Raw genomic sequence first — 17,695 nt, forward strand, 5'->3', positions numbered from 1 at the left:
GCGCGGCTTGCGTCTGAAATGGAAGTCAGCCCGCCAGGCTTGGCGGAGAAGGACATTTCATGACCGCCCTGCAGAACTACCGCGTCCAGAACGGCGACACCCTCACCGGCATCGCCCACCGCCTCGGCATCTCGCCTGAGGCCCTGATGCGCGCCAATCACATGGACGTGGCCCAGGCCGACGGCCGCATGGGCCGCGGCAGCCACGACCCCGACAAGCTGCAGGTCGGCCAGCAGCTGGTCATCCCCGTCGCCACGCCGGGCCTGGAGCGCGAGCACCACGTCGTCGCCGGCGAGACCCTGGCCGGCATCGCCGACCGCTGGGGCATCAGCGTCAAGGAGCTGCTGGCCGCCAACCCGCAGTTCGACGCCGGCAAGCTCGGCGCCCACGCCGGCCACGGTCGCGGCCAGGATCCCGACCTGCTGCATGTCGGCGACCTCATCCATCGCCCCACGCATGCCGCCACGCCAGCTCCCGCCGGAACGGGCGAGGCTGCGGTGCGCTCCGGCCTGCGCACGGCCCAGGGTGCGGCCATCCAGCAGGCGGCAGCGCCACTGGCCGGCCAACGCGCCCCCTCGCTGGACCTGCAGCGCTTCACCGATCCGGCCCTGGGCTCCAACGCGCCGGCAGCCATCGTCATCGGCAGCGCCGAAGGCACGCGCCGCCCCGACGGCAGCTTCACCGCGGCCTATGGCGGCCACACCGACCCCGGCAACGCGGCCCACAACCGCGGCTCTTTTTCCTATCAGCACGCCGCCACCAGCGCGACGGATGCCGACAGCCGCCAGCTGCAGAAATTGAGCGGCCAGCTGCCCGCCTACGAAGCCGCCGCGCGCCGTGCCGGCCTGGACCCCAACAACGCCCGCCTGGCCTCGGCCTATCTCGACCTGTTCAACCAGTCGGAGTCGGCGGCCGGTCGCTTCCTCGACCAGCTCGGCACGCTGCGCGGCCAGCCCATCGACACGGCGCATCTGACGCAGCTGCGTGTCAACAGCTTCGTCGATGCGTCCACCGGCGAGCGCTTCCCGCTGCAGCGCGGCGGCCTGGCCGGCAGCGGCTTCGCCACCATCGCCCAGAACCAGCTGCACGGCCGCACGCCCACCGAGGCCCAGGTGCAGGCCGTCATCCGGGCTGACCAGCTGCGCCGCAGCAACGCCCTCGAAGCTGCCCTGCAGCGCCAGGGCCTGCTGGCACCCGCTGTCGCCACGGCCGCCCCGGCGGCGGCACCGAACGCCGGCATACCGCGCCACCTGCAGATCGCCCGCGCCGAGATCGGCACGCACGAGATCGCCGGCAGCGGCGACAACCCGCGCATCGTCGAGTACCACCAGGCCACGACGCTGAAGGCCCGGGACGACGAGACCTCCTGGTGCTCCTCCTTCGTCAACTGGACGATGCAGCAGGCGGGCGTGCAGGGCACCCGCAGTGCCGCCGCGCGCAGCTGGTTGAACTGGGGCCAGGCCGTGCCCCGGGACGCCCAACATGTGAAGCCGGGCGACGTCATCGTCTTCCCGCGCGGCAACAACCCGGCGCAAGGCCATGTCGCCATCGTGTCGGAGGTGCTGGACGGCGGCCGTGTGCGCGTCGTCGGCGGCAACCAGCGTGGCGAGGTCCTGGCCGACGGCACGCGGCCCGATGCGGTGACCGAGTCTGTCCGCCGTTTGAGTGACGCGATCGGCGTGCGCCGCGCGCCCTGACTGCGGATACTGCCAGGCCCCCGGCCTCCCATTCGCGCCCATGCTGCTGCGTCCCCTTGCCGCCCTCCTGATGCTCGCCGGCCTGTCCGTCGCAGCGCGGGCAGATCTGCCGACCCTGCTGGCCTGCGCGCCCGACGACATCCATCGTGCCGCGCTGACGCTGGACGAGCAGGGCGCGCCGCTGGGCGCCAGCGTGTCGATCGCGGCGGGCACCCGCGAATGCGACCTGTCCACCGAGGGTGCACCCATCCAGCAGCCCGACGGCAGCTGGCGCTTCACGTGGCGCGACCGCAGCGAAGGCGGCGACCACGCCCTGCGTGTCAGCCGCTCGGCGGCGGGCTATGCCGTGACGCTGCAACCGGCCGCCTGCGGGGCCCTGGTCCTGCCGTCGACCTTCATGCTGGCTGCGGCAGGCAAGGGCTGCCAATCCAGCGTGGACAGGCATGCGGCCTTCGTGCAGTTCTGGCGCAGCCTGCGCGAGGCCATCGCCCGCGATGACGGCGCGGCCCTGGAGAAGCTGTCACTGCCGCAACTGCTGTTTGTCGAGGGGCCGGACGATGTGAAAGCGCCCGCCAGCGTCATGCGCCACGCGGCACGCTGCCTGCCCGACGTTCCCGCGCCGGTGCAGCGCACCGACCTGCGCGCCATCCTGATGGCCACCGACAGCCCGCGGCTGGACATGCCGCCGCTGAGCAACCGCCGCAACCAGTGGGTCAGCTTCGCGGGAGCGATGACGGCGGCGTGGACGCCTCAGGGCTGGCGCATCGAGGGCTTCAACGCCTCACCCTCCGTCATGCGCGACTGCAAGGCCGGGCGCTGAGCACCCGCACCAAGCCAGGCCTCAGCGCGCGACCAGCCCCTGCCGGCCGATCTGGATGCGCTCCACCGGCAGCCCCAGCGCCACTTCCAGATTCGCCTTGGCGGCGTTGCGGAAGTTGATCTCCTCGTTGGCGCTGGGCTGGCGGTTGAGGTGCTCACGGTAGACGACCATGAAGGTGCCCACCATGGCCAGCTGCTCGAACATCGCGCGCTTGGCAGCCGGGCTGCTCTGCGTGAAGCCGGCATTGCGAGACAGCATGCCCTGCATCTGCAGCACCAGGGACTTGAAGTCCTCGTCCGGCACCTGCTGCTGCATGAAGGCGCTGTAGTTGCCGGCGATGAAGGCGGCCACGCCGGCGGCGACGTCGTTGGGCGTCAGGCCGAGCTGCGTCTCGAGCTTCTGCCAGAACACGAAGGATTCCTCATAGGCCTTGGTCATGGCGCCACGATGCTGGGCCGGGAAGCGCAGCGCCAGCTCGGTCGCGGACTGGCGGACCTGGGCCGGGCCGTTGACGACCAGGGGCGCGTTGAGGGCCGCCAGCGCGCTGGCCGACGTGACCGCAGGCGCGGGGCTGAAGACCGGCGCGGTCGGTGCAGCGGCGGTCGCCGTGGCCGGCGGCTTGCTCAGCATGCCGCGCATCTGCTCGGCCAGGCTGAGGGAAGGGGCGACTTGGGCGAAGACCGGCGCGGCGGCGCAGGCGACTGCAAGAACGAGGGTGCGGGAAAGTCGTTTCACGGTTGACTCCTGAAGTTCATTTGTCGAGGCTGAGGCTGCCGTTGCCCACATAGACGGTCTTGTTGTCGTCGTGCACGGGGAAGCTGAGCAGGCGCTCCTGGTGGCCGTCGTCGTAGTCCAGCAGCAGCACATAGCCGCTGAGCTGGTAGCGGCCGCGGCGGCTGGCGCCGTCGTCCTGCTTGCGCGAGCTCACGGCGCCGGCCGTGCCGAAGGGACCGCCGACGGTGCCGCCACCGCTGCTGCTGCTGCCTTTGCCGTCGCCATGGGACGAGGCGGCGATGTTGACGTTGTTCATCGTGGCGGCCAGCGTGCCGGAGCCGGAGAACGAGCTGTAGCTGCGCTCGAAACGGCCGTCGCGCGTGAAGCGGAAGCTGCGCGTGGCCGAGGTGCCGCCCAGCGCCAGGCTGCCGCTGAAGCTGCCACGGCTGAAAGACCCCTCCAGCCGCGCGCCCTGGGGCCAGGGCTTGACGGCGTAATGCTTCTCGGCCTTCCAGTCGTCCTTGGGCCGGCCGTTGTCGTCCTGGGCCTGCATCTCGTAGCTCCTGCCACTGGCGCGCCAGCGGCCCCAGCGCTGCGGCTCGAGCTGGCGCGAGGCGGCGACATTGAGCTGGTCGGGCGGCATCTCGGTGCGCCGGTATGCCGTGCCGTCGCGCAGCAGGAAACGCACGTCCTCGTCCCAATGCGTGCCGTTGTTGAAGTTGCTCTCGCCGTGGATGACGACGGCGGCGAGCTCCTTGTCGGGCAGGCCCTGTCCGGGTGCCTTCAACACCCGCTGCAGCAGCACCTCCTTGCGCTCCAGTGCCGCCTGCGGCAGTGGGGAGGGCGTCAGGCCCGAGGGGTCGCCGACCACGGCGGCGGCCGACAGCTTCACGTAGCCGGCGCTGAGCGATGTGACCAGGCCGCGCATGACGACCTCGCGGCCGACCCAGGGTTCGGCATCGATGCCCAGGGTGACACTGAGCCGGGCGCGCCGCTCGCCCTGCTCCTGCACGAGCTGGAAGCGGTCCCCGTCCGCGCCCCAGCGCTCGACGCGGCCCTTGATGTAGACAAAGCCCAGCGTGCGTTGGGCTTCCTCGTCGGAGATGGCGCTCCAGGTGTGCTTCTGTTGCGCCGCCAGCGCCGCCATCTGGCTGGGCAGAAAGACCTGGCCGCGCACGGCGCCGGGCGCAAGCGCGGGCATCTCCGGCGCAGACACCATCTTGGCCCTCACCAGCGTCATGGCCGCGGCACGCGCCTGAGGGAACTGGGCCGAGGCATCCATACCTGCGCCCTGCCAGTCGTTGATGAGGCCGGCACAGACCTTGTCGGGCGCCGGATCGGCCAGCACGCGCTGGCGCATGGGCTCGGTGATGGTCGTCCACGGCGGCACGCTGCTGCCCTGGCGGCGCTTCAGCTCCATGACCACCATGCGCAACGGCGCGATCTGGTGCTTGTCGCGCCAGGCCACCCAGGCGCTGCGCATCTGCGGCGTGGACGCCGCACCGATGTCGTCGCAGGCTTCGAGAGCGGCCTCGGACATCACGTCCAGGCTGACGGCGTTGACGAGTTCTGTCAGGGCTGCAGCATTGGCTGCCAGGTCAGCGGGCGGGGTTGCGGCCGCGGCCAGACCGGCACTGCAGGCGAAGGCGGCGACAGCGGCGGCCTTCATGTCAGGGCGTCCACGCCAGCACATGGCAGTTGAGTTCATGGGGCTGGCCGCTCCGGTTGCTGACCTGGAAGGCCTCGGCGCCCGGCGTGCCCTTGAAGCCCCTGACCTTGCGCAGGCCGACGGGCGTGTACCACTGGTCGCAGCTGCCCACGCAGTAGCCGCCCCCGGCGCCAATGCCGCAGAAATGCCCGGTGTCGACGGTGTAGGCCACATAGCGGCCGTCCGGCGACCACAGCGCGGAGCCGATCGCCCGTGCTTGCGTCAGCTGCTCGAAGCGCGAGCCGTCGATGCTGCCTATCCACAGGTCGGCCTCCTTGGGCACGGCGTTGCGCAGCGGCAGCTTCATGATGAATTCGCGGCCCGTCGGGCTGATGGCGAACTCACCCATCCGACGCTCGGGCGGGATGTCCAGGCGACCGACCAGCGTCTCGGGACCACCGTCCAGGCTCGCGATGCGCATGCGGCCGGTCTTGATGCTGATGAGCATGAAGCGGCCGTCGGGCATCCAGGAGAAATGGTCATCGTCCGCGATGCGGTAGCGCGATTTCAGCGTGGCCAAGTCCAGCACATGCTCTTCGAAGGCGGTCAGCGAAGTCTCGCTCAGGCGCGCCTTGGCCAGGCGCCGGTCGGTGGGCGAAGGCGACAGATCGCTGACATGGCCGTCGAGCGTGCCGCTGTAGACCGCCTTGCCGGTCGCGGGGTTCATGACCACGAACGTGGTGGTGCGGTCGCGCGCGTCATAGCGCGTCGCGGCCACCTGGCGACCGTCCGGCCAGACGGCAATGTCCATGTCCTTGTTGTTCGTGATGGCGACGGACGGGCGGCCATCCAGCGGCGACGCCTGCACGCCGCGGTGATAGTCCAGCGTGTAGCTGTCGTGCCAGAGCATGCCGGCGGGGCGGTCGTCGCGCGCGAAGGCAGCGCCGCCCCAGAACGCCAGCAGCGACAGCAGGGCGAAGCGGCGGTGGTATCGCCGAGAACCCAGCTTCACGGCGTCCAGGCCAGCACCGAGCAACCCAGGCGCGTCGTTCCGCCGGAACGGCTGCGCACGGTGAAGATGTCGCTGCCAGGCGTGCCCACCATGCCCTTCACCTTGCGCTGGTCGACCGCCGAGTACCACTGCTCGCACACGCCCTGGCAGGTGCCGGCGCCGCAGGAAATGCCGGTGTCGGTGACGTAGGCAACATAGCGCCCGTCCGGCGACCACGCCGCCCCAGCGAACACCTTGGTGTCGGTGAACTGCTCGAAGCCCGTGCCGTCGATGTTGCCGATCCACAGGTCGGTCTCGTTGGTGGCGCTGCCGCGGCGGGTCAGCGGCATCAGGAAACGCTTGCCATCCGGGCTGACGCCGAACTGGCCCGTGCGCCGGTCCGCCGGTACCTGCAGTTGTCCGGCGACCGTCTCGCCGGTACCGCCGAGGCTGGCGACGCGCATGCTGCCGGTGCCCAGGCTGATCAGCATGTAGCGCCCATCGGGCATCCACGCAAACCAGTCGCTGTCGGCAATGGCCAGACGCGATTGCATGGTGGAGAGGTCAAGCACATGCTCTTCGAAGGGGGAGGCCGAGTTCTCGCCCTGGCGCACCTTGACAAGGCGCTTGTCGGTGGGCGAGGGCTCGACGCCGCGCAGATAGCCGGTCGCCTGGCCCTGGTAGACGGCATTGCCGGTGGCGCGGTCGATCACCGTGATGTCGGTGACACCCCGCGCAATGTCGCGGCGCGTGACGATGTACTGCTTGCCATCGGGCCAGACGGCAATGTCGCTGTCGGTCTGGTTGGTGATCTGCGTCGGCGCGTCGCCATTCAGCGGCGACAGCTGCACGCCGTTGCGCAGATCCAGCGCGAAGTCGTTGTGCCACAGCGAACCGGTCGGTCCGGTGGGCTGCGTCGGCGGGTCGACGGGCGTGGTGGGCGGCGTGGTCGGCGTCGTGGGCGTGTCGCCACCGGAGGAGCCGCCGCCGCCGCATGCGGTCAGCAGGGCGGTCAGGGCAGAGCAGAGAAGGAATGCGGCGAAGCGTGGTTTCACGGTTGGTCCTCGAGTCGGAAATCAAAATCCCATTGGCGGGTGGCAGCCATCAGCGCTCCCATCCAACGACTTTGCAGATGCGAGACGCCGACGCTCCCTCGGCGCTCACGAGAAATTCGGTGGCCACCGGGTGGACCTGCTGGGAAGCGATGCCGGACACACCGGTCGCTTCGGCCGGGACATGCCAATAGCCGCACTGCCCCGTCAATCCACCGCCTTGCAGCCCCGCGCCGACCATGCTGGAGCGGGTGTCGACCTGGAAGGCGATCCGGCGGTCGTCGGGCGACCAGAGGGGGAACTTCATGTCCCATTGGTTGGTCAGGCGGTACTGGCCGCTGCCGTCGATCCGAGCCACCCAGATGTCGGACCGGTAGACGCCGATGCGATCCACCCTGCCGTAGGAGATGGCCAGCTTGTCGCCTGCATGGCTGAGCTTCCAGGTGCCGATCTTCAGCTCCGACGGTGGCCGCAGCATGCCGATCTCGCGCCATTCGCCGTCGGCGCCCGCCACGGCGATGCGGCCCGTCTTGCCGTTGATGCGGTAGATGCGGCCGTCGGGCAGCACCTCGATCGCATCCGGCGTGCCCTGTGTCGTGAGGGTGCCCAGCAGCGCGCCGGTGCGCAGATTGACGACGAATGCCTTGCCGTTGTCGGTGGCACCGACGAAGGTCCGCAGCAGAAAGGTGTCGGGATCGCCGAACAAGGGCCCGGCAATGTCCGTGTGCGCCGGCACATCCTGCGAATACTGCAGACGCGCCGTTGCCATGTCGTAGACGGCGACAGTGTCCAGGCGCGACGACTTGGCTTGGAACACGGCGTATTGACGGCCGGCGGCAAGCACCGCGATCCGCACCTTGTCATCCAGCCGGGAAGACAGGACGCCGGCACTCCGGCCGTCCGGTGTGCTTCTGACCAAGGCGCCCTGGGCGTCCCGGAACAACACATATCCGGAGGCGGCATCCGAGACCGGTTGCGCCGACGCCGCCACGCCGCTCAGGAGGCTGAGCGTCAGCAGCGCGGACAAGGCCGAAATTCGCATCGCGGGTTGAGGGCCGATCGGGACGGGTTTCCAAAATGAGGAAACCGCGCGGCCGCAAAAAGCAGCCGCGCGGCCCTCGCAGAGGGAAGGATTACTGCTTGCGTGCCATCGAAGACAGCGATTCGCCCAGAGCCTTGATGGCCGTGGAGAACACGTTGTTCAGCATGCTGTATTCCTGGCTGGTGGCCTGGAACTGGGTCATGGCCATGTTGAAGTCACGGGCGTTCTGCTGGTCCTTGCTTTGTGCACCTTGCAGGGCCGCGCTGCTCTGGGCATCGTCGTTCTTGACGTTCGCCGCTGCGGTCTTGACGGCGTCGCTGCCGGTCTTGGCCTGGGCATTCAGCGTCGTCATCTGCTCGGACAGCGACACCATCTGGGCAGCCTTGTCGCCCAGGGCCTGGCCCATGGCGGCAGCGATGGCCTGCAGCCAGCCACCACCGGCAGTCTTGCCACCCTTGCCGCCGACGGCGCCCGTCGAGCCTTCTTCGCCACCGGCCGCCTTCTTGCCCAGGGCTTGCAGGATCAGCGAGCTCAGGTCGTTGGCGAAGTTGTGGGCCAGTTCGTTGATGGCCGGGCCGAAGTGGTCCTTGGCCGCCTGGGTGGCTTCGTTGGGAATGCCGCCGTGCATCAGGCCGCCCAGGGTTTCACCGGCCTTGGCCTTGACCTCGTCGCCCAGGAACTTGGGCATGCCGTGGTTGCTGACCATGTCGTCGACGACGTTGTTGAAGGCCTTGCCGAGGGCGTCGTTGAGCAGGTTGCCGACGGCCTGGCCGATCATCGAGCCGATCGGGCCGCCGAAGATGCCACCGACGATGCCGCCCACGGCACCCAGGATGCCACCGGCGCCGCCGCCACCGAAAACGCTGCTAATTGCTGATCCCATGTCGATCTCCAAAATTTGAGGGGTCTTGCGGCAGACCCTGCCGCAGTGGTTGGTTGAGTGCGAGGCATCTGGATCCGGTGGCGACTGAAAAACACCGAATCCGCTGCGTGTCTTGTCGCTAAGGTTTCGAACCAAACTCTGCGGCGTTGACAGGTTTCATTAAACGGGGTCCCGCTTGGCTTGCCTATATGCGGCTGCTCCTATTTCTGCATGGGCAGCGCTAGGGTTGGCCGCAGTCGCGCCGTCCAGCTGGCGCAGCACCGCGCACAGGGCCGGCAGGTCCAGGCCCAGCTGACGCGCCAGGCTGTTGCGGGCCATCCAGGTGGCCGACGCCTGCTGGGCGCTGCCCTGGCGGCTGGCCTGCACCGTCCATTCGCCTAACGCCACGGTCAGTACGGCAAAGCGTTCGAAGCAGTCCTGGCGCTGCGCCAGGGGAGCGTCGTCCCAGGGCAGCTCGTCGATGACCCAGGCCTTGACCCATTGCGTGATGGCCTGCCAGCGCTGCGGCGTCAGCGCTTCGTGGTCGAAGGCCTGGCGGCAGGCGCCCAGATAGGCGGCCAAGGCGACGCCCAGGTCGTCCTCGGCGCGGCCCTGGGCCAGCTGGTTGCGGTAATGCTGCAGGCAGTGCGTGGCGAGGCCGGCCTGGGCGGACATGCCCAGCATCTCGTTCAGCACGGCCGCGGCCACGGCGGGCTCGGCGACGCGGGAGGGCAGGCGCCAGCGCGTGGCGTCGGCCTCGTGAGCCGGGGCGCCATCGGCCTGAGGCGCATGCGCGAAGCGTGACTGCTCCAGGGCTTGTGCCAGGCGTTGGCCGAGGGCGGCCTGCCAGCGGTTGGGGGAGGCGGTTGAGGTCATGACGAGGGCGGGGCTGGGGCCGGGGCGGCACGCCGGGTCTGGCGCAGTCGTTCACGGCGGCTGAGGGTCCGGACGGCCGACCAGGTGGCGGCGTCCAGGGCGTGGAAATCGGAGGGTTGGCCTTCGTAGAAGGAGCGGCCGCGCGGCGTGAAGCCCAGGGCTTCGAGGCAGACACGGGCGCCGCGGTTGTCGGGGTGGCAGATGCCCCAGACCGTGCCGAGGGCCAGCGTCTCGAAGGCATGGCGCAGCAACACTTCGCCGCCGCTGAGGCTGATGCCGCTACCCCAGTACTCAGGCCTGAGGCGGCTGCCCAGCTCGGCATCGCCCATCCCGACTTCGATGCCAGGACTGGCCTGCATGGGCATGAGGCTGAACCAGCCGGCGAACTGCCCGGTCGCGTCGTCCAGCGGCACGTCGCAGCGCCAGATGCCCAGGCCGGGATGGCGGCGGTAGAAGCCGGACAGGCAGGCGGTGAAGGCCTCGGCCCACGGCGCCTCGTGCAGGGGCTGTTCGTCGGGCAGCAGGGCGCGTACACGCGAGTCGGCGTGCAGGCGCTGGATGTCGGCGGCGTCGCCTTGGACGAACTCGCGCAGGCGCAGCTTTTCGCCGTGATGTGAGAAGGCCATCATGGCTGCCGCTCCGCCGCGGTCTCGCCCTGGGGCCAGCGCGCCAGCAGGCTGATGCCACCGGCCGTGACGCCCAGCATCCAGCGCTCGCCGGCATGGTCGAGCAGCACGACGCGCTCGCGGGCGCCGACCGGCAAGGCACGCACGAAACGCAGCGCGTCGCCGTCGTTCGCCGGGCTGCGCCCGCCCAGGGTCTGCAGACGCCGCCAGCCGCGGATCAGCACCCAGGCCAGCAGCAGCACGAAGGCCAGGGCCACGACGGTGCTGGCGAGGTTGAGCATCAGGTCCTGCATGGCTTCAATGGGCTGCGACGGGGACGACCCGGGGGTCCACGTCGGGATGGCGGGTCAGGTCTTCACCCGGCGCGGGACGGGCGCGCGGTGGTTCGGCGGGAACCTCGTTGCGGCGATGCGGGTCGGCGCGGTCGGCCTCCCACTTGAGCTGCTCGCGCACGCCCTCGGCCCAGAGGATGACCTCGGCCAGCACGTCGAACAGGTCGGGCGGAACGACCTCGCCCTCCTCGCAGCGCGCCAGCAGCTCACGCGCCAGCGGCACATTGCGCACGATGGGCACGCCGGCCTCCTCGGCGGCCTCGCGCATGGCGCGGGCGACATGGTCCTCGCCCTTGGCGCTGACGGTGGGCACGGGGCAGCGGCCAGGCTCGAAGTCGATGGCGATGGCCACATGGGTCGGATTGACGACCAGGGCGTTGGCGCCGCGTGCCGCGGCCTGCTGGTTGCGCTGGCTCCATTCGGCATGGGCCTGCTTGCGCTGCTGCTTCAGATGCGGATCGCCTTCGCTCTCCTTCATCTCCTGCTTGATGTCGCGCATGCTCATGCGCATCTTCTTGGTGAAGCGATGCCGGGTCCACAGCGTGTCGAGAAAGGCAACGCCGAAGAACACGCCCACCGTCCAGGCCAGGGTCTTGACGGTAGCCTCCCAGACCAGGCCACCGAAGTGCTGGGCCGGGCGGTCGGCGCCAGAGGCCAGCCTCATCGCATCGGGCAGCACCAGCTTCGCCACCGCCCAGCCGATGCCGACCAGCAGGGCCGTCTTCAGGATGCCCTTGATCAGCTCGACCAGGTTGTCCAGAGAAAACATGCGCTTCAGGCCTTCGGCCGGATTCAGGTGCTCGAGCTTGGGCGCCACCTTCTCGAAAGCCAGCACGGGCCCGGCCTGCAGGAACTCCACCAGCGTGCCCAGGGCCGCCACCGGGATGACCAGCAGGGCCACCATCAGCAGGGCCAGCTCCACGCTCTGCCAGCCCAGCAGGGCCGCGACATGGCCGAAGCCTTCCTCGCGCCAGCCCACTGACACGCGCGCGAACAGGCCCTCGCACAGGGCCGCGACACGCTCGCAGCCCATGCGCAGGCATAACGCGCCCATCACCAGCCAGACCAGCAGCGTTGCCGTGCTCGTCAGCTCCTTGCCCTTGGCGATATCGCCCTTCTTGCGGGCGTCCTGCAGGCGCTTGTGTGTGGGCTGTTCGGTCTTGTCGCCGCTGTCCTCGGCCATGGCTCCCTAACACCTATTTCTAGGGGGTGCAAACGGGGTTTGTGAAAACTTGTTTGCAGCGCCGCCCTATTTCTAGGGGGCTGAGCGACCCACTGGTATGGGCGCAGGGCGCTGCGGATGTGAACGATGCCCGGTCCGAGAGGGGCGCGACGCAGCAAATGTTTCCACGCGTAAACGTGGGGGGAGGTGGACTGCATACAAAGGAGCAATGTCTACTGGTCAGTCAGTTACGTCTACTTGCAACCGTCAACCTCTCGGAGGACCTTGCCCCCATAGTCCGCCCGTCCAAAAAGCAGGGAAGACAAAAGGTGTTCGGACTCCAACGGATCTGCCAGGTCATGGCGACCGGTGCATTAGGTGGCGTGCTGCTCGGCGCGCAGGCCGGCGCACCGAACTGCCCATCGCCGTCCGCGGAAGCCCTGCTGGACGCCAACCCGGCCGCCGGCGCCAGTGGCTTTGCGCTGACCGAGAAGCTCTGCGGGGCCACCCTGGTCAGGAGCCGCTCGGCACCGATGGAAATGCCGGCCGAACCCGAGCTCCTGCCGGTGGACGTGCAGCCGGCCGCACCTGTCGTTACGACTTCGCCTCCCGTCTCGGTCCAGCCGCTGTCAACACGTGACCCCGCCGGCCAGGCCCGCATCCGCTCGCTGGCCCCGCTGATGGCCCAGGTGGCCCAGCGCCACGACATCGACCCGCTGCTGCTGCATGCCCTGGCCCACATCGAGTCGCGCCACCAGAGCCAGGCCATCTCACCGGCCGGGGCGCGCGGCCTGATGCAGCTCATGCCGGCCACCGGCCGCGGCCTGGGCGTGGCCAATGCCGAGCGCGAACTGCTGAGCCCCGAAGCCAATCTCGACGCCTCGGCCCGCTATCTCAAGCAATTGCAGGCCCGCTTCGGCAACGACCTGCGCCTGGTGCTGGCCGCCTACAACGCCGGCGAGGGCGCCGTCGAACGCCACGGCCGCCGCGTGCCGCCGTTTGCCGAGACCCAGGCCTATGTGCGCGACGTGATGGCGGTCTACGCCGAACTGCGTCGCCGCTTTGGAGCGCATGCATGAGCGCCAAGGAAGGCCTCTCGGGCTACTTCGCCGCGGCCGACCGGCCGCGCGAGGGCCTGATCGCGCGCTTCAGCGACCTCTTCCTGGTCGCCGGCATCGTCGCCATCGTGGCGTTGATGGTGCTGCCGCTGCCGCTGTGGCTGATCGACCTGCTGGTGGCCGTCAACATCGCCTCGGGACTGGTGCTGATCCTGATCGCCGTCTACGTGGCCGGGCCGCTGGAGTTCTCGGTCTTCCCCAGCGTGCTGTTGATGACGACGCTGTTCCGCCTGGCCCTGTCCATCGCGACGACGCGCCTCATCCTGCTGCATGCCGACGGCGGCCACATCATCGCCACCTTCGGCAAGCTGGTGGCCGGCGGCAACCTGGTGGTGGGCCTGGTGGTCTTCCTCATCATCACGGTGGTGCAGTTCATCGTCATCGCCAAGGGCGCCGAGCGCATCGCCGAGGTGGCGGCGCGCTTCTCGCTGGACGCCATGCCGGGCAAGCAGCTGTCCATCGACTCCGACCTGCGCTCCGGCCTCATCGACAAGGACGAGGCCAAGCGCCGCCGCCGCACGCTGGAGCTGGAGAGCAAGCTGCACGGCAGCCTCGACGGCGCGATGAAGTTCGTCAAGGGCGACGCCATCGCCGGCATCGTCATCATCCTCATCAACCTGCTCGGCGGCCTGGCCATCGGCGTGCTGCAGCAGGACCTCAGCATGGCCGACGCCGTGCACCGCTACTCCATCCTGTCCATCGGCGAAGGCATGGTGGCGCAGATCCCGGCCCTGCTCGGCGCCATGGCCGCCGGCCTGCTGGTCACGCGCATCAACGACGACGAGAACGACCGCCACCTCGGCGACGCCATCCGCAAGCAGCTCGGCGCCAAGCCGCGCGTGCACATGATGGCGGCGGGCATCTGCGTGCTGCTGGCGGCGGTGCCGGGCTTCCCGCCGCTGGTCTTCGGCCTGCTGGCAATCGTCTTCGGCGCCGCCGGCGTGCTGCTGACGCCCTGGGGCCGCGACTGGATGGCCCAGCACATGCCCGACTTCGGCACCAGCCGTCGCCAGCCCGAGCCCAGCGCCTTGAAGACGGCCCAGCCGCGCGTGCGGCCTTCCGTGCCGCTGCTGCTGGAACTGCCCCAGCCCCTGCTCGGCGACGGCGGCATCGCCGTGACGCGCGCCATCGAGGCCATGCTGGACGAGCTGCAGCTCGACCAGGGCCTGCCGCTGCCGCGCGTGGCCCTGCATGGCCGCCTGGGCCGCGAAGGCTGGCGCCTGCTGGCGCATGAAGTGCCGCTGTCCGAGGGCGAGCAGGCCGGGCAGGACCCGCAGCTGCTCGCGGAGCAGGTGCGCCAGGCCCTGCGCCGCCAGGCCGGCCTCTTCATCGGCATCCAGGAAACCAGCGAGCTGCTGACGCGCGCCCAGGCCGAGCTGGCCGACGTCGTCAAGGAGGTGTTGCGCGCCCTGCCGGTGCAGAAGGTCACCGAGGTGCTGCGCCGCCTGGTGTCCGAGGAAGTCTCCATCCGCAATCTGCGCGACATCCTCGAGGCCCTGGCCGAGGCCAGCCAGCGCGAGAAGGACGTGCAGGCGCTGACGGAGATGACGCGCATCGCGCTGCGCCGCCAGACCCACCACCGCATCTGCCCGAACGGCGAGCTGCAGGCCCTGATGCTGTCGCCGGAGCTGGAGCAGCTGATGCGCCAGAACCTGCATGTCAGCGGCGGCGTCACTCAACTCGCCATCTCGCCCGACGTGGCCCGCCAGTTCGCGGCCGAGGTTCAGGCCCAGGTTCAGGCGCTGCGGCCGCAGGCCATCGTCTGCGCCATCGACCTGCGCTGGCATCTGCGCAAGCTCATCGAGAACGAGTGCTTCGACACCCCGGTGCTGTCCTTCCACGAACTGCTGCCCACGCTGCGGCTGACGCCGCTGCACCACCTGCCCCCACCCCGTCTGGACGCGCCTTCACCGCAAGCCGCGCTGCTCGCCGCATGACCTCCAAACTCAAGATCGCGGCAGCCGCCACGCTGCTGCTGGCCCAAGCTCTGCCCCTCGCGGCTGCTCCGCTGCCGGAGGGCCTGCGCGCCGTCAAGCTGGAGGCCCGCGACCAGCCCCTCGAGCAGTTCCTGCAAGGGCTGTTCTCGGGCAGCGACATTCCCGTCGTCGCCAGCGGCGTGCAGGGCCAGGTCAACGGCCGCTTCGAAGGCACGCCCGCCAAATTGCTGCGCGACCTGGGCCGCGCCTACAACCTGCTGAGCTATTACGACGGCGGCGTGCTCTATATCGCGCCGGCCGGCGAGACCCAGACACGCAGCTATCTGCTGACGCCCGCCGCTGCCGCCCAGGTGCAGCGCGCCGCCCAGGCTCTGCAGCTGCCCGATGCCCGCAACACGCTGAAGTTCGGCGAGGACGGCGCCCTGCTGGCCGTGGGCGCCAAGCGCTTCGTGCAGCAGGTCGACGAGCTGGTGCGCCAGGTGCGCCCCGGCACGACGGGCGCGGCCATGAAGTCCTGGGCGCCGCAACAGCAGCAGCCCCTGCCCGACTACCGCATCTTCTACCTGCGCTACGCCTGGGCCCAGGACGTGCCGATGAGCTTCGGCGGCCAGCAGACGACGCTGCCCGGCGTGGCCAGCATCCTGCGTTCCCTGGTGGGCCAGCCGAAGCAGGCCCGCGCCGCCGCCGTGACCACCGACCCTTCGCGCGCCCAGGGCAGCCAGCGCGTGCGCAGTGCGTCCGCGCGCAACACGACCACGCTGGGCCTGGTCGATGAGGCGGCACCGAGCGTGCGCGGCACCGACACCCTGGTGGCGGCTCTCACCCAGGTCGGCTATGGCCAGCCCGAAGCGGCCGAGCCCGCGACGCCTCCCGACTTCGCGCCGCGCATCGAGGCCGACCCGCGCCTGAACGCCATCATCGTGCGCGACCTGCCCGAGCGGCTGGACCGTTATGCCGCCCTCATCAAGTCGCTGGACGTCGAGCCCCAGTCGCTGGAGATCGAGGCCACCATCATCGACATCAACACCGACCGCATGCGCGAGCTCGGCATCAACTGGCGCTACAACCACGGCCTGAACAGCCTGATGTTCGGCAACGGCACGGCCAGCGACCTGCGTCTGAACGGCCAGCAGGACCCGACGCCCGCGGCGAAGGGCGGCGTCATCTCCGCCGTCATCGGCGACCGCTTCCCTTTCGTGGCCCGCATCACGGCCCTGCAGAGCGACGGCGCGGCCAAGGTCGTCAGCAGCCCCCAGGTCGTCACCCTGTCCAACGTCGAGGCGGTGTTCGACAACAGCTCGACCTACTACGTGCGCGTCGCCGGCCGCGAGGACGTTGACCTCTTCAACGTCACCGCCGGCACGCGGTTGCGCGTGACACCTCACGTCTTCAAGGAAGGCGAGGAACCCGCGCGCATCAAGCTGCTGGTGCAGATCGAAGACGGCGGCCTGACCGGCCAGAGCGTGGACAACCTGCCCATCGTCGAGCGCTCGGGCATCAACACCCAGGCCCTGATCTCCGAGGGCGAAAGCCTGCTGATCGGCGGCATGGTGCGCGACAGCTCGACGGCCGGCGTCGACAAGGTGCCGGTTCTCGGCGACATCCCCCTCCTCGGCAACCTCTTCAAGACGCAGCGCAAGGGCGGCCAGCGCGTCGAACGCATGTTCCTCATCACGCCCCGCCTGGCCAACAGCAAGGCCACGGCCGATGTGATGGAAAGAGCCCGCCAGCCGCTCGCCAATCCGGCCGCTCCGTCGGGCTCTGGCGGCGGCGGCGAAGGCGCCGCCCAGCAGGAGTAAACCGCCATGAAGTCCCTCCTCCCTGCTTCCGTCCTCGAACTGCGTGTGCTCGCGGGCCGGCAGGCTGGCGCCCGCGCGCGACTCGATGCGCAGCAGGACCTGCTGGTCTGCGGCGTCAACGCGTCCAACCAGGGCGACACCCAATTCGCCGACATCCTGCTCGCCAGCGATGGCGACTTCCAGCTGCGCGTGGTGCCCACGGGCATCGGCCGCGTCGGCCTGCAGCTGATCGCCGGCCACGCCGTGCTGGCCGAACGCCCGCTCGATCCCAGCGACGCCATCCAGGCCTGGGCGCCGGGCCAGCCGCTGCGCCTGGGCGACACCGTGGTGGCCTATGGACCAGCCGACCAGGACGAGTGGCCCGAGCCCGTCATGCACGACGGCCCCGAGGCGCCGGAACCCCGGCGCGCCCTCGCGCCCCAGCCCGCATCGCGCTCCATGCTCGAAGGCGTGCTGACGGCCCTGGGCCTGGTGATGGTCATCGGCGGTGCATCGCTGGCCTGGCGTGGCGGCACCTTGCGCGAGGCCGGCCAGGTCGTCGCCAAGGTCGTGCCGCCTGCCCAGGCGGCCACACCGGCCACGACGCCGGATCTGCTGGCCAGCACCGTCGAGGTCTTCCGCCTCCACGGCATCGCGGCCCAGGCCAGCTGGTCGCCCGAGGGCGAGCTGGTGCTGCGCACCCAGGAGCGCGATGCCGCCAAGGTGCAGACAGCCGCCGCGGCCGCGAGGCGCGACATCGCCCGCCTGCCCGCGCTGCGCCTGGACAACCAGCCACCGGCCACCGCCGTCGCCGCGGCCGCACCGCCGGCGGAAGACCCCGCCAAGCGCCTGGTCGCCGTCATCGACAACGCCGACAGCCCCTACTTCATCACCGCCGATGGCAGCCGCTACTTCAGCGGCGCCCTGCTGCCCAGCGGCCATCGCGTCGTCGAGATCGCCGGGCGTGCCGTCGTCGTCGAACGCGACGGCCAGCGCACGCGGTTGACGCTCTGAACCTGCTCCCCCAACCCTCCCTCAAG

Annotated in this window: 16 protein-coding genes; 6 read left to right on the top strand and 10 right to left on the bottom strand. The window is 69.9% G+C overall.

Translation table 11 applies throughout. The annotated features are described in order from the left end of the window. Window positions 1–59: 59 nt before the first annotated feature. On the top strand, window positions 60–1,697 hold the full coding sequence (locus ACS5PN_RS13040) for a TIGR02594 family protein (protein ID WP_439464386.1): 1,638 nt from the start codon (window positions 60–62) through the stop codon (window positions 1,695–1,697). Between the two features lie 40 nt (window positions 1,698–1,737). Then, window positions 1,738–2,517 carry a hypothetical protein gene (locus tag ACS5PN_RS13045; RefSeq protein WP_439464387.1) on the top strand — a complete coding sequence of 260 codons (780 nt, stop codon included), beginning with the start codon at window positions 1,738–1,740 and terminating at the stop codon, window positions 2,515–2,517. Window positions 2,518–2,538: 21 nt separating this feature from the next. Here the strand turns inward: ACS5PN_RS13045 and ACS5PN_RS13050 are convergent, their stop codons facing one another. The 10 genes from ACS5PN_RS13050 to ACS5PN_RS13095 form a co-directional block, all read right to left on the bottom strand. Further along, window positions 2,539–3,252, bottom strand: a complete 714-nt coding sequence (locus ACS5PN_RS13050; RefSeq protein WP_439464388.1) for a DUF6683 family protein — start codon at window positions 3,250–3,252, stop codon at window positions 2,539–2,541. A gap of 16 nt (window positions 3,253–3,268) precedes the next feature. Then, window positions 3,269–4,900, bottom strand: coding sequence for a hypothetical protein (locus tag ACS5PN_RS13055; RefSeq protein WP_439464389.1), 1,632 nt, complete (start codon window positions 4,898–4,900; stop codon window positions 3,269–3,271). A 1-nt stretch (window position 4,901) separates the two neighbouring features. Beyond that, the gene (locus tag ACS5PN_RS13060; protein ID WP_439464390.1) at window positions 4,902–5,891 is read right to left on the bottom strand and encodes a hypothetical protein; all 990 of its coding nucleotides are present in this window, start codon (window positions 5,889–5,891) and stop codon (window positions 4,902–4,904) included. Further along, window positions 5,888–6,925: a TolB family protein gene (locus ACS5PN_RS13065; protein WP_439464391.1), complete on the bottom strand. Its 1,038-nt coding sequence runs from the start codon at window positions 6,923–6,925 to the stop codon at window positions 5,888–5,890. Before ACS5PN_RS13065 ends, ACS5PN_RS13060 begins: the two co-directional genes overlap by 4 nt. A gap of 49 nt (window positions 6,926–6,974) precedes the next feature. Further along, window positions 6,975–7,949, bottom strand: a complete 975-nt coding sequence (locus ACS5PN_RS13070) for a hypothetical protein (RefSeq protein WP_439464392.1) — start codon at window positions 7,947–7,949, stop codon at window positions 6,975–6,977. A gap of 106 nt (window positions 7,950–8,055) precedes the next feature. Next, window positions 8,056–8,847, bottom strand: a complete 792-nt coding sequence (locus ACS5PN_RS13075) for a hypothetical protein (RefSeq protein WP_439464393.1) — start codon at window positions 8,845–8,847, stop codon at window positions 8,056–8,058. 159 nt (window positions 8,848–9,006) lie between these two features. Beyond that, window positions 9,007–9,702, bottom strand: coding sequence for a DUF6683 family protein (locus tag ACS5PN_RS13080; RefSeq protein WP_439464394.1), 696 nt, complete (start codon window positions 9,700–9,702; stop codon window positions 9,007–9,009). Further along, entirely contained in the window at window positions 9,699–10,331 is a 633-nt protein-coding gene (locus ACS5PN_RS13085) for a GNAT family N-acetyltransferase (protein WP_439464395.1), read from the bottom strand. Before ACS5PN_RS13085 ends, ACS5PN_RS13080 begins: the two co-directional genes overlap by 4 nt. Next, the gene (locus tag ACS5PN_RS13090) at window positions 10,328–10,621 is read right to left on the bottom strand and encodes a FliO/MopB family protein (protein WP_439464396.1); all 294 of its coding nucleotides are present in this window, start codon (window positions 10,619–10,621) and stop codon (window positions 10,328–10,330) included. The genes ACS5PN_RS13085 and ACS5PN_RS13090 overlap by 4 nt, the downstream gene beginning before the upstream one ends. Window positions 10,622–10,625: 4 nt before the next feature. Then, window positions 10,626–11,843 carry an EscU/YscU/HrcU family type III secretion system export apparatus switch protein gene (locus ACS5PN_RS13095; RefSeq protein ID WP_439464397.1) on the bottom strand — a complete coding sequence of 406 codons (1,218 nt, stop codon included), beginning with the start codon at window positions 11,841–11,843 and terminating at the stop codon, window positions 10,626–10,628. A gap of 308 nt (window positions 11,844–12,151) precedes the next feature. On the opposite strand from ACS5PN_RS13095, the gene ACS5PN_RS13100 reads away from it, so the two are divergent. Genes ACS5PN_RS13100 through ACS5PN_RS13115 form a run of 4 tightly spaced genes read left to right on the top strand, consistent with a single transcriptional unit; the run spans window position 12,152 to window position 17,669 of the window. Continuing rightward, complete coding sequence (locus tag ACS5PN_RS13100; protein ID WP_439464398.1) at window positions 12,152–12,901, top strand: lytic transglycosylase domain-containing protein; 750 nt, start codon at window positions 12,152–12,154, stop codon at window positions 12,899–12,901. Then, window positions 12,898–14,877, top strand: a complete 1,980-nt coding sequence (locus ACS5PN_RS13105) for an FHIPEP family type III secretion protein (RefSeq protein ID WP_439464399.1) — start codon at window positions 12,898–12,900, stop codon at window positions 14,875–14,877. Before ACS5PN_RS13100 ends, ACS5PN_RS13105 begins: the two co-directional genes overlap by 4 nt. Next, the gene (gene sctC, locus ACS5PN_RS13110) at window positions 14,874–16,676 is read left to right on the top strand and encodes a type III secretion system outer membrane ring subunit SctC (RefSeq protein WP_439464400.1); all 1,803 of its coding nucleotides are present in this window, start codon (window positions 14,874–14,876) and stop codon (window positions 16,674–16,676) included. Before ACS5PN_RS13105 ends, sctC begins: the two co-directional genes overlap by 4 nt. Before the next feature lie 6 nt (window positions 16,677–16,682). Further along, window positions 16,683–17,669, top strand: a complete 987-nt coding sequence (locus ACS5PN_RS13115; RefSeq protein ID WP_439464401.1) for a SctD/MshK family protein — start codon at window positions 16,683–16,685, stop codon at window positions 17,667–17,669. The last annotated feature ends 26 nt before the right edge of the window (window positions 17,670–17,695 follow it).

The organism is Roseateles sp. NT4, from assembly GCF_051857475.1.
GTDB lineage: Bacteria > Pseudomonadota > Gammaproteobacteria > Burkholderiales > Burkholderiaceae_C > Pelomonas.

Excerpts from the sequence above, each read along its gene's own strand:
- ACS5PN_RS13040 (WP_439464386.1), top strand. The coding sequence starts at position 60 with ATGACCGCCCTGCAGAACTACCGCGTCCAGAACGGCGACACCCTCACC.
- ACS5PN_RS13045 (WP_439464387.1), top strand. The coding sequence starts at position 1,738 with ATGCTGCTGCGTCCCCTTGCCGCCCTCCTGATGCTCGCCGGCCTGTCC.
- ACS5PN_RS13055 (WP_439464389.1), bottom strand. The coding sequence starts at position 4,900 with ATGAAGGCCGCCGCTGTCGCCGCCTTCGCCTGCAGTGCCGGTCTGGCC.
- ACS5PN_RS13075 (WP_439464393.1), bottom strand. The coding sequence starts at position 8,847 with ATGGGATCAGCAATTAGCAGCGTTTTCGGTGGCGGCGGCGCCGGTGGC.
- ACS5PN_RS13080 (WP_439464394.1), bottom strand. The coding sequence starts at position 9,702 with ATGACCTCAACCGCCTCCCCCAACCGCTGGCAGGCCGCCCTCGGCCAA.
- ACS5PN_RS13085 (WP_439464395.1), bottom strand. The coding sequence starts at position 10,331 with ATGATGGCCTTCTCACATCACGGCGAAAAGCTGCGCCTGCGCGAGTTC.
- ACS5PN_RS13090 (WP_439464396.1), bottom strand. The coding sequence starts at position 10,621 with ATGCAGGACCTGATGCTCAACCTCGCCAGCACCGTCGTGGCCCTGGCC.
- ACS5PN_RS13095 (WP_439464397.1), bottom strand. The coding sequence starts at position 11,843 with ATGGCCGAGGACAGCGGCGACAAGACCGAACAGCCCACACACAAGCGC.
- ACS5PN_RS13105 (WP_439464399.1), top strand. The coding sequence starts at position 12,898 with ATGAGCGCCAAGGAAGGCCTCTCGGGCTACTTCGCCGCGGCCGACCGG.
- sctC (WP_439464400.1), top strand. The coding sequence starts at position 14,874 with ATGACCTCCAAACTCAAGATCGCGGCAGCCGCCACGCTGCTGCTGGCC.
- ACS5PN_RS13115 (WP_439464401.1), top strand. The coding sequence starts at position 16,683 with ATGAAGTCCCTCCTCCCTGCTTCCGTCCTCGAACTGCGTGTGCTCGCG.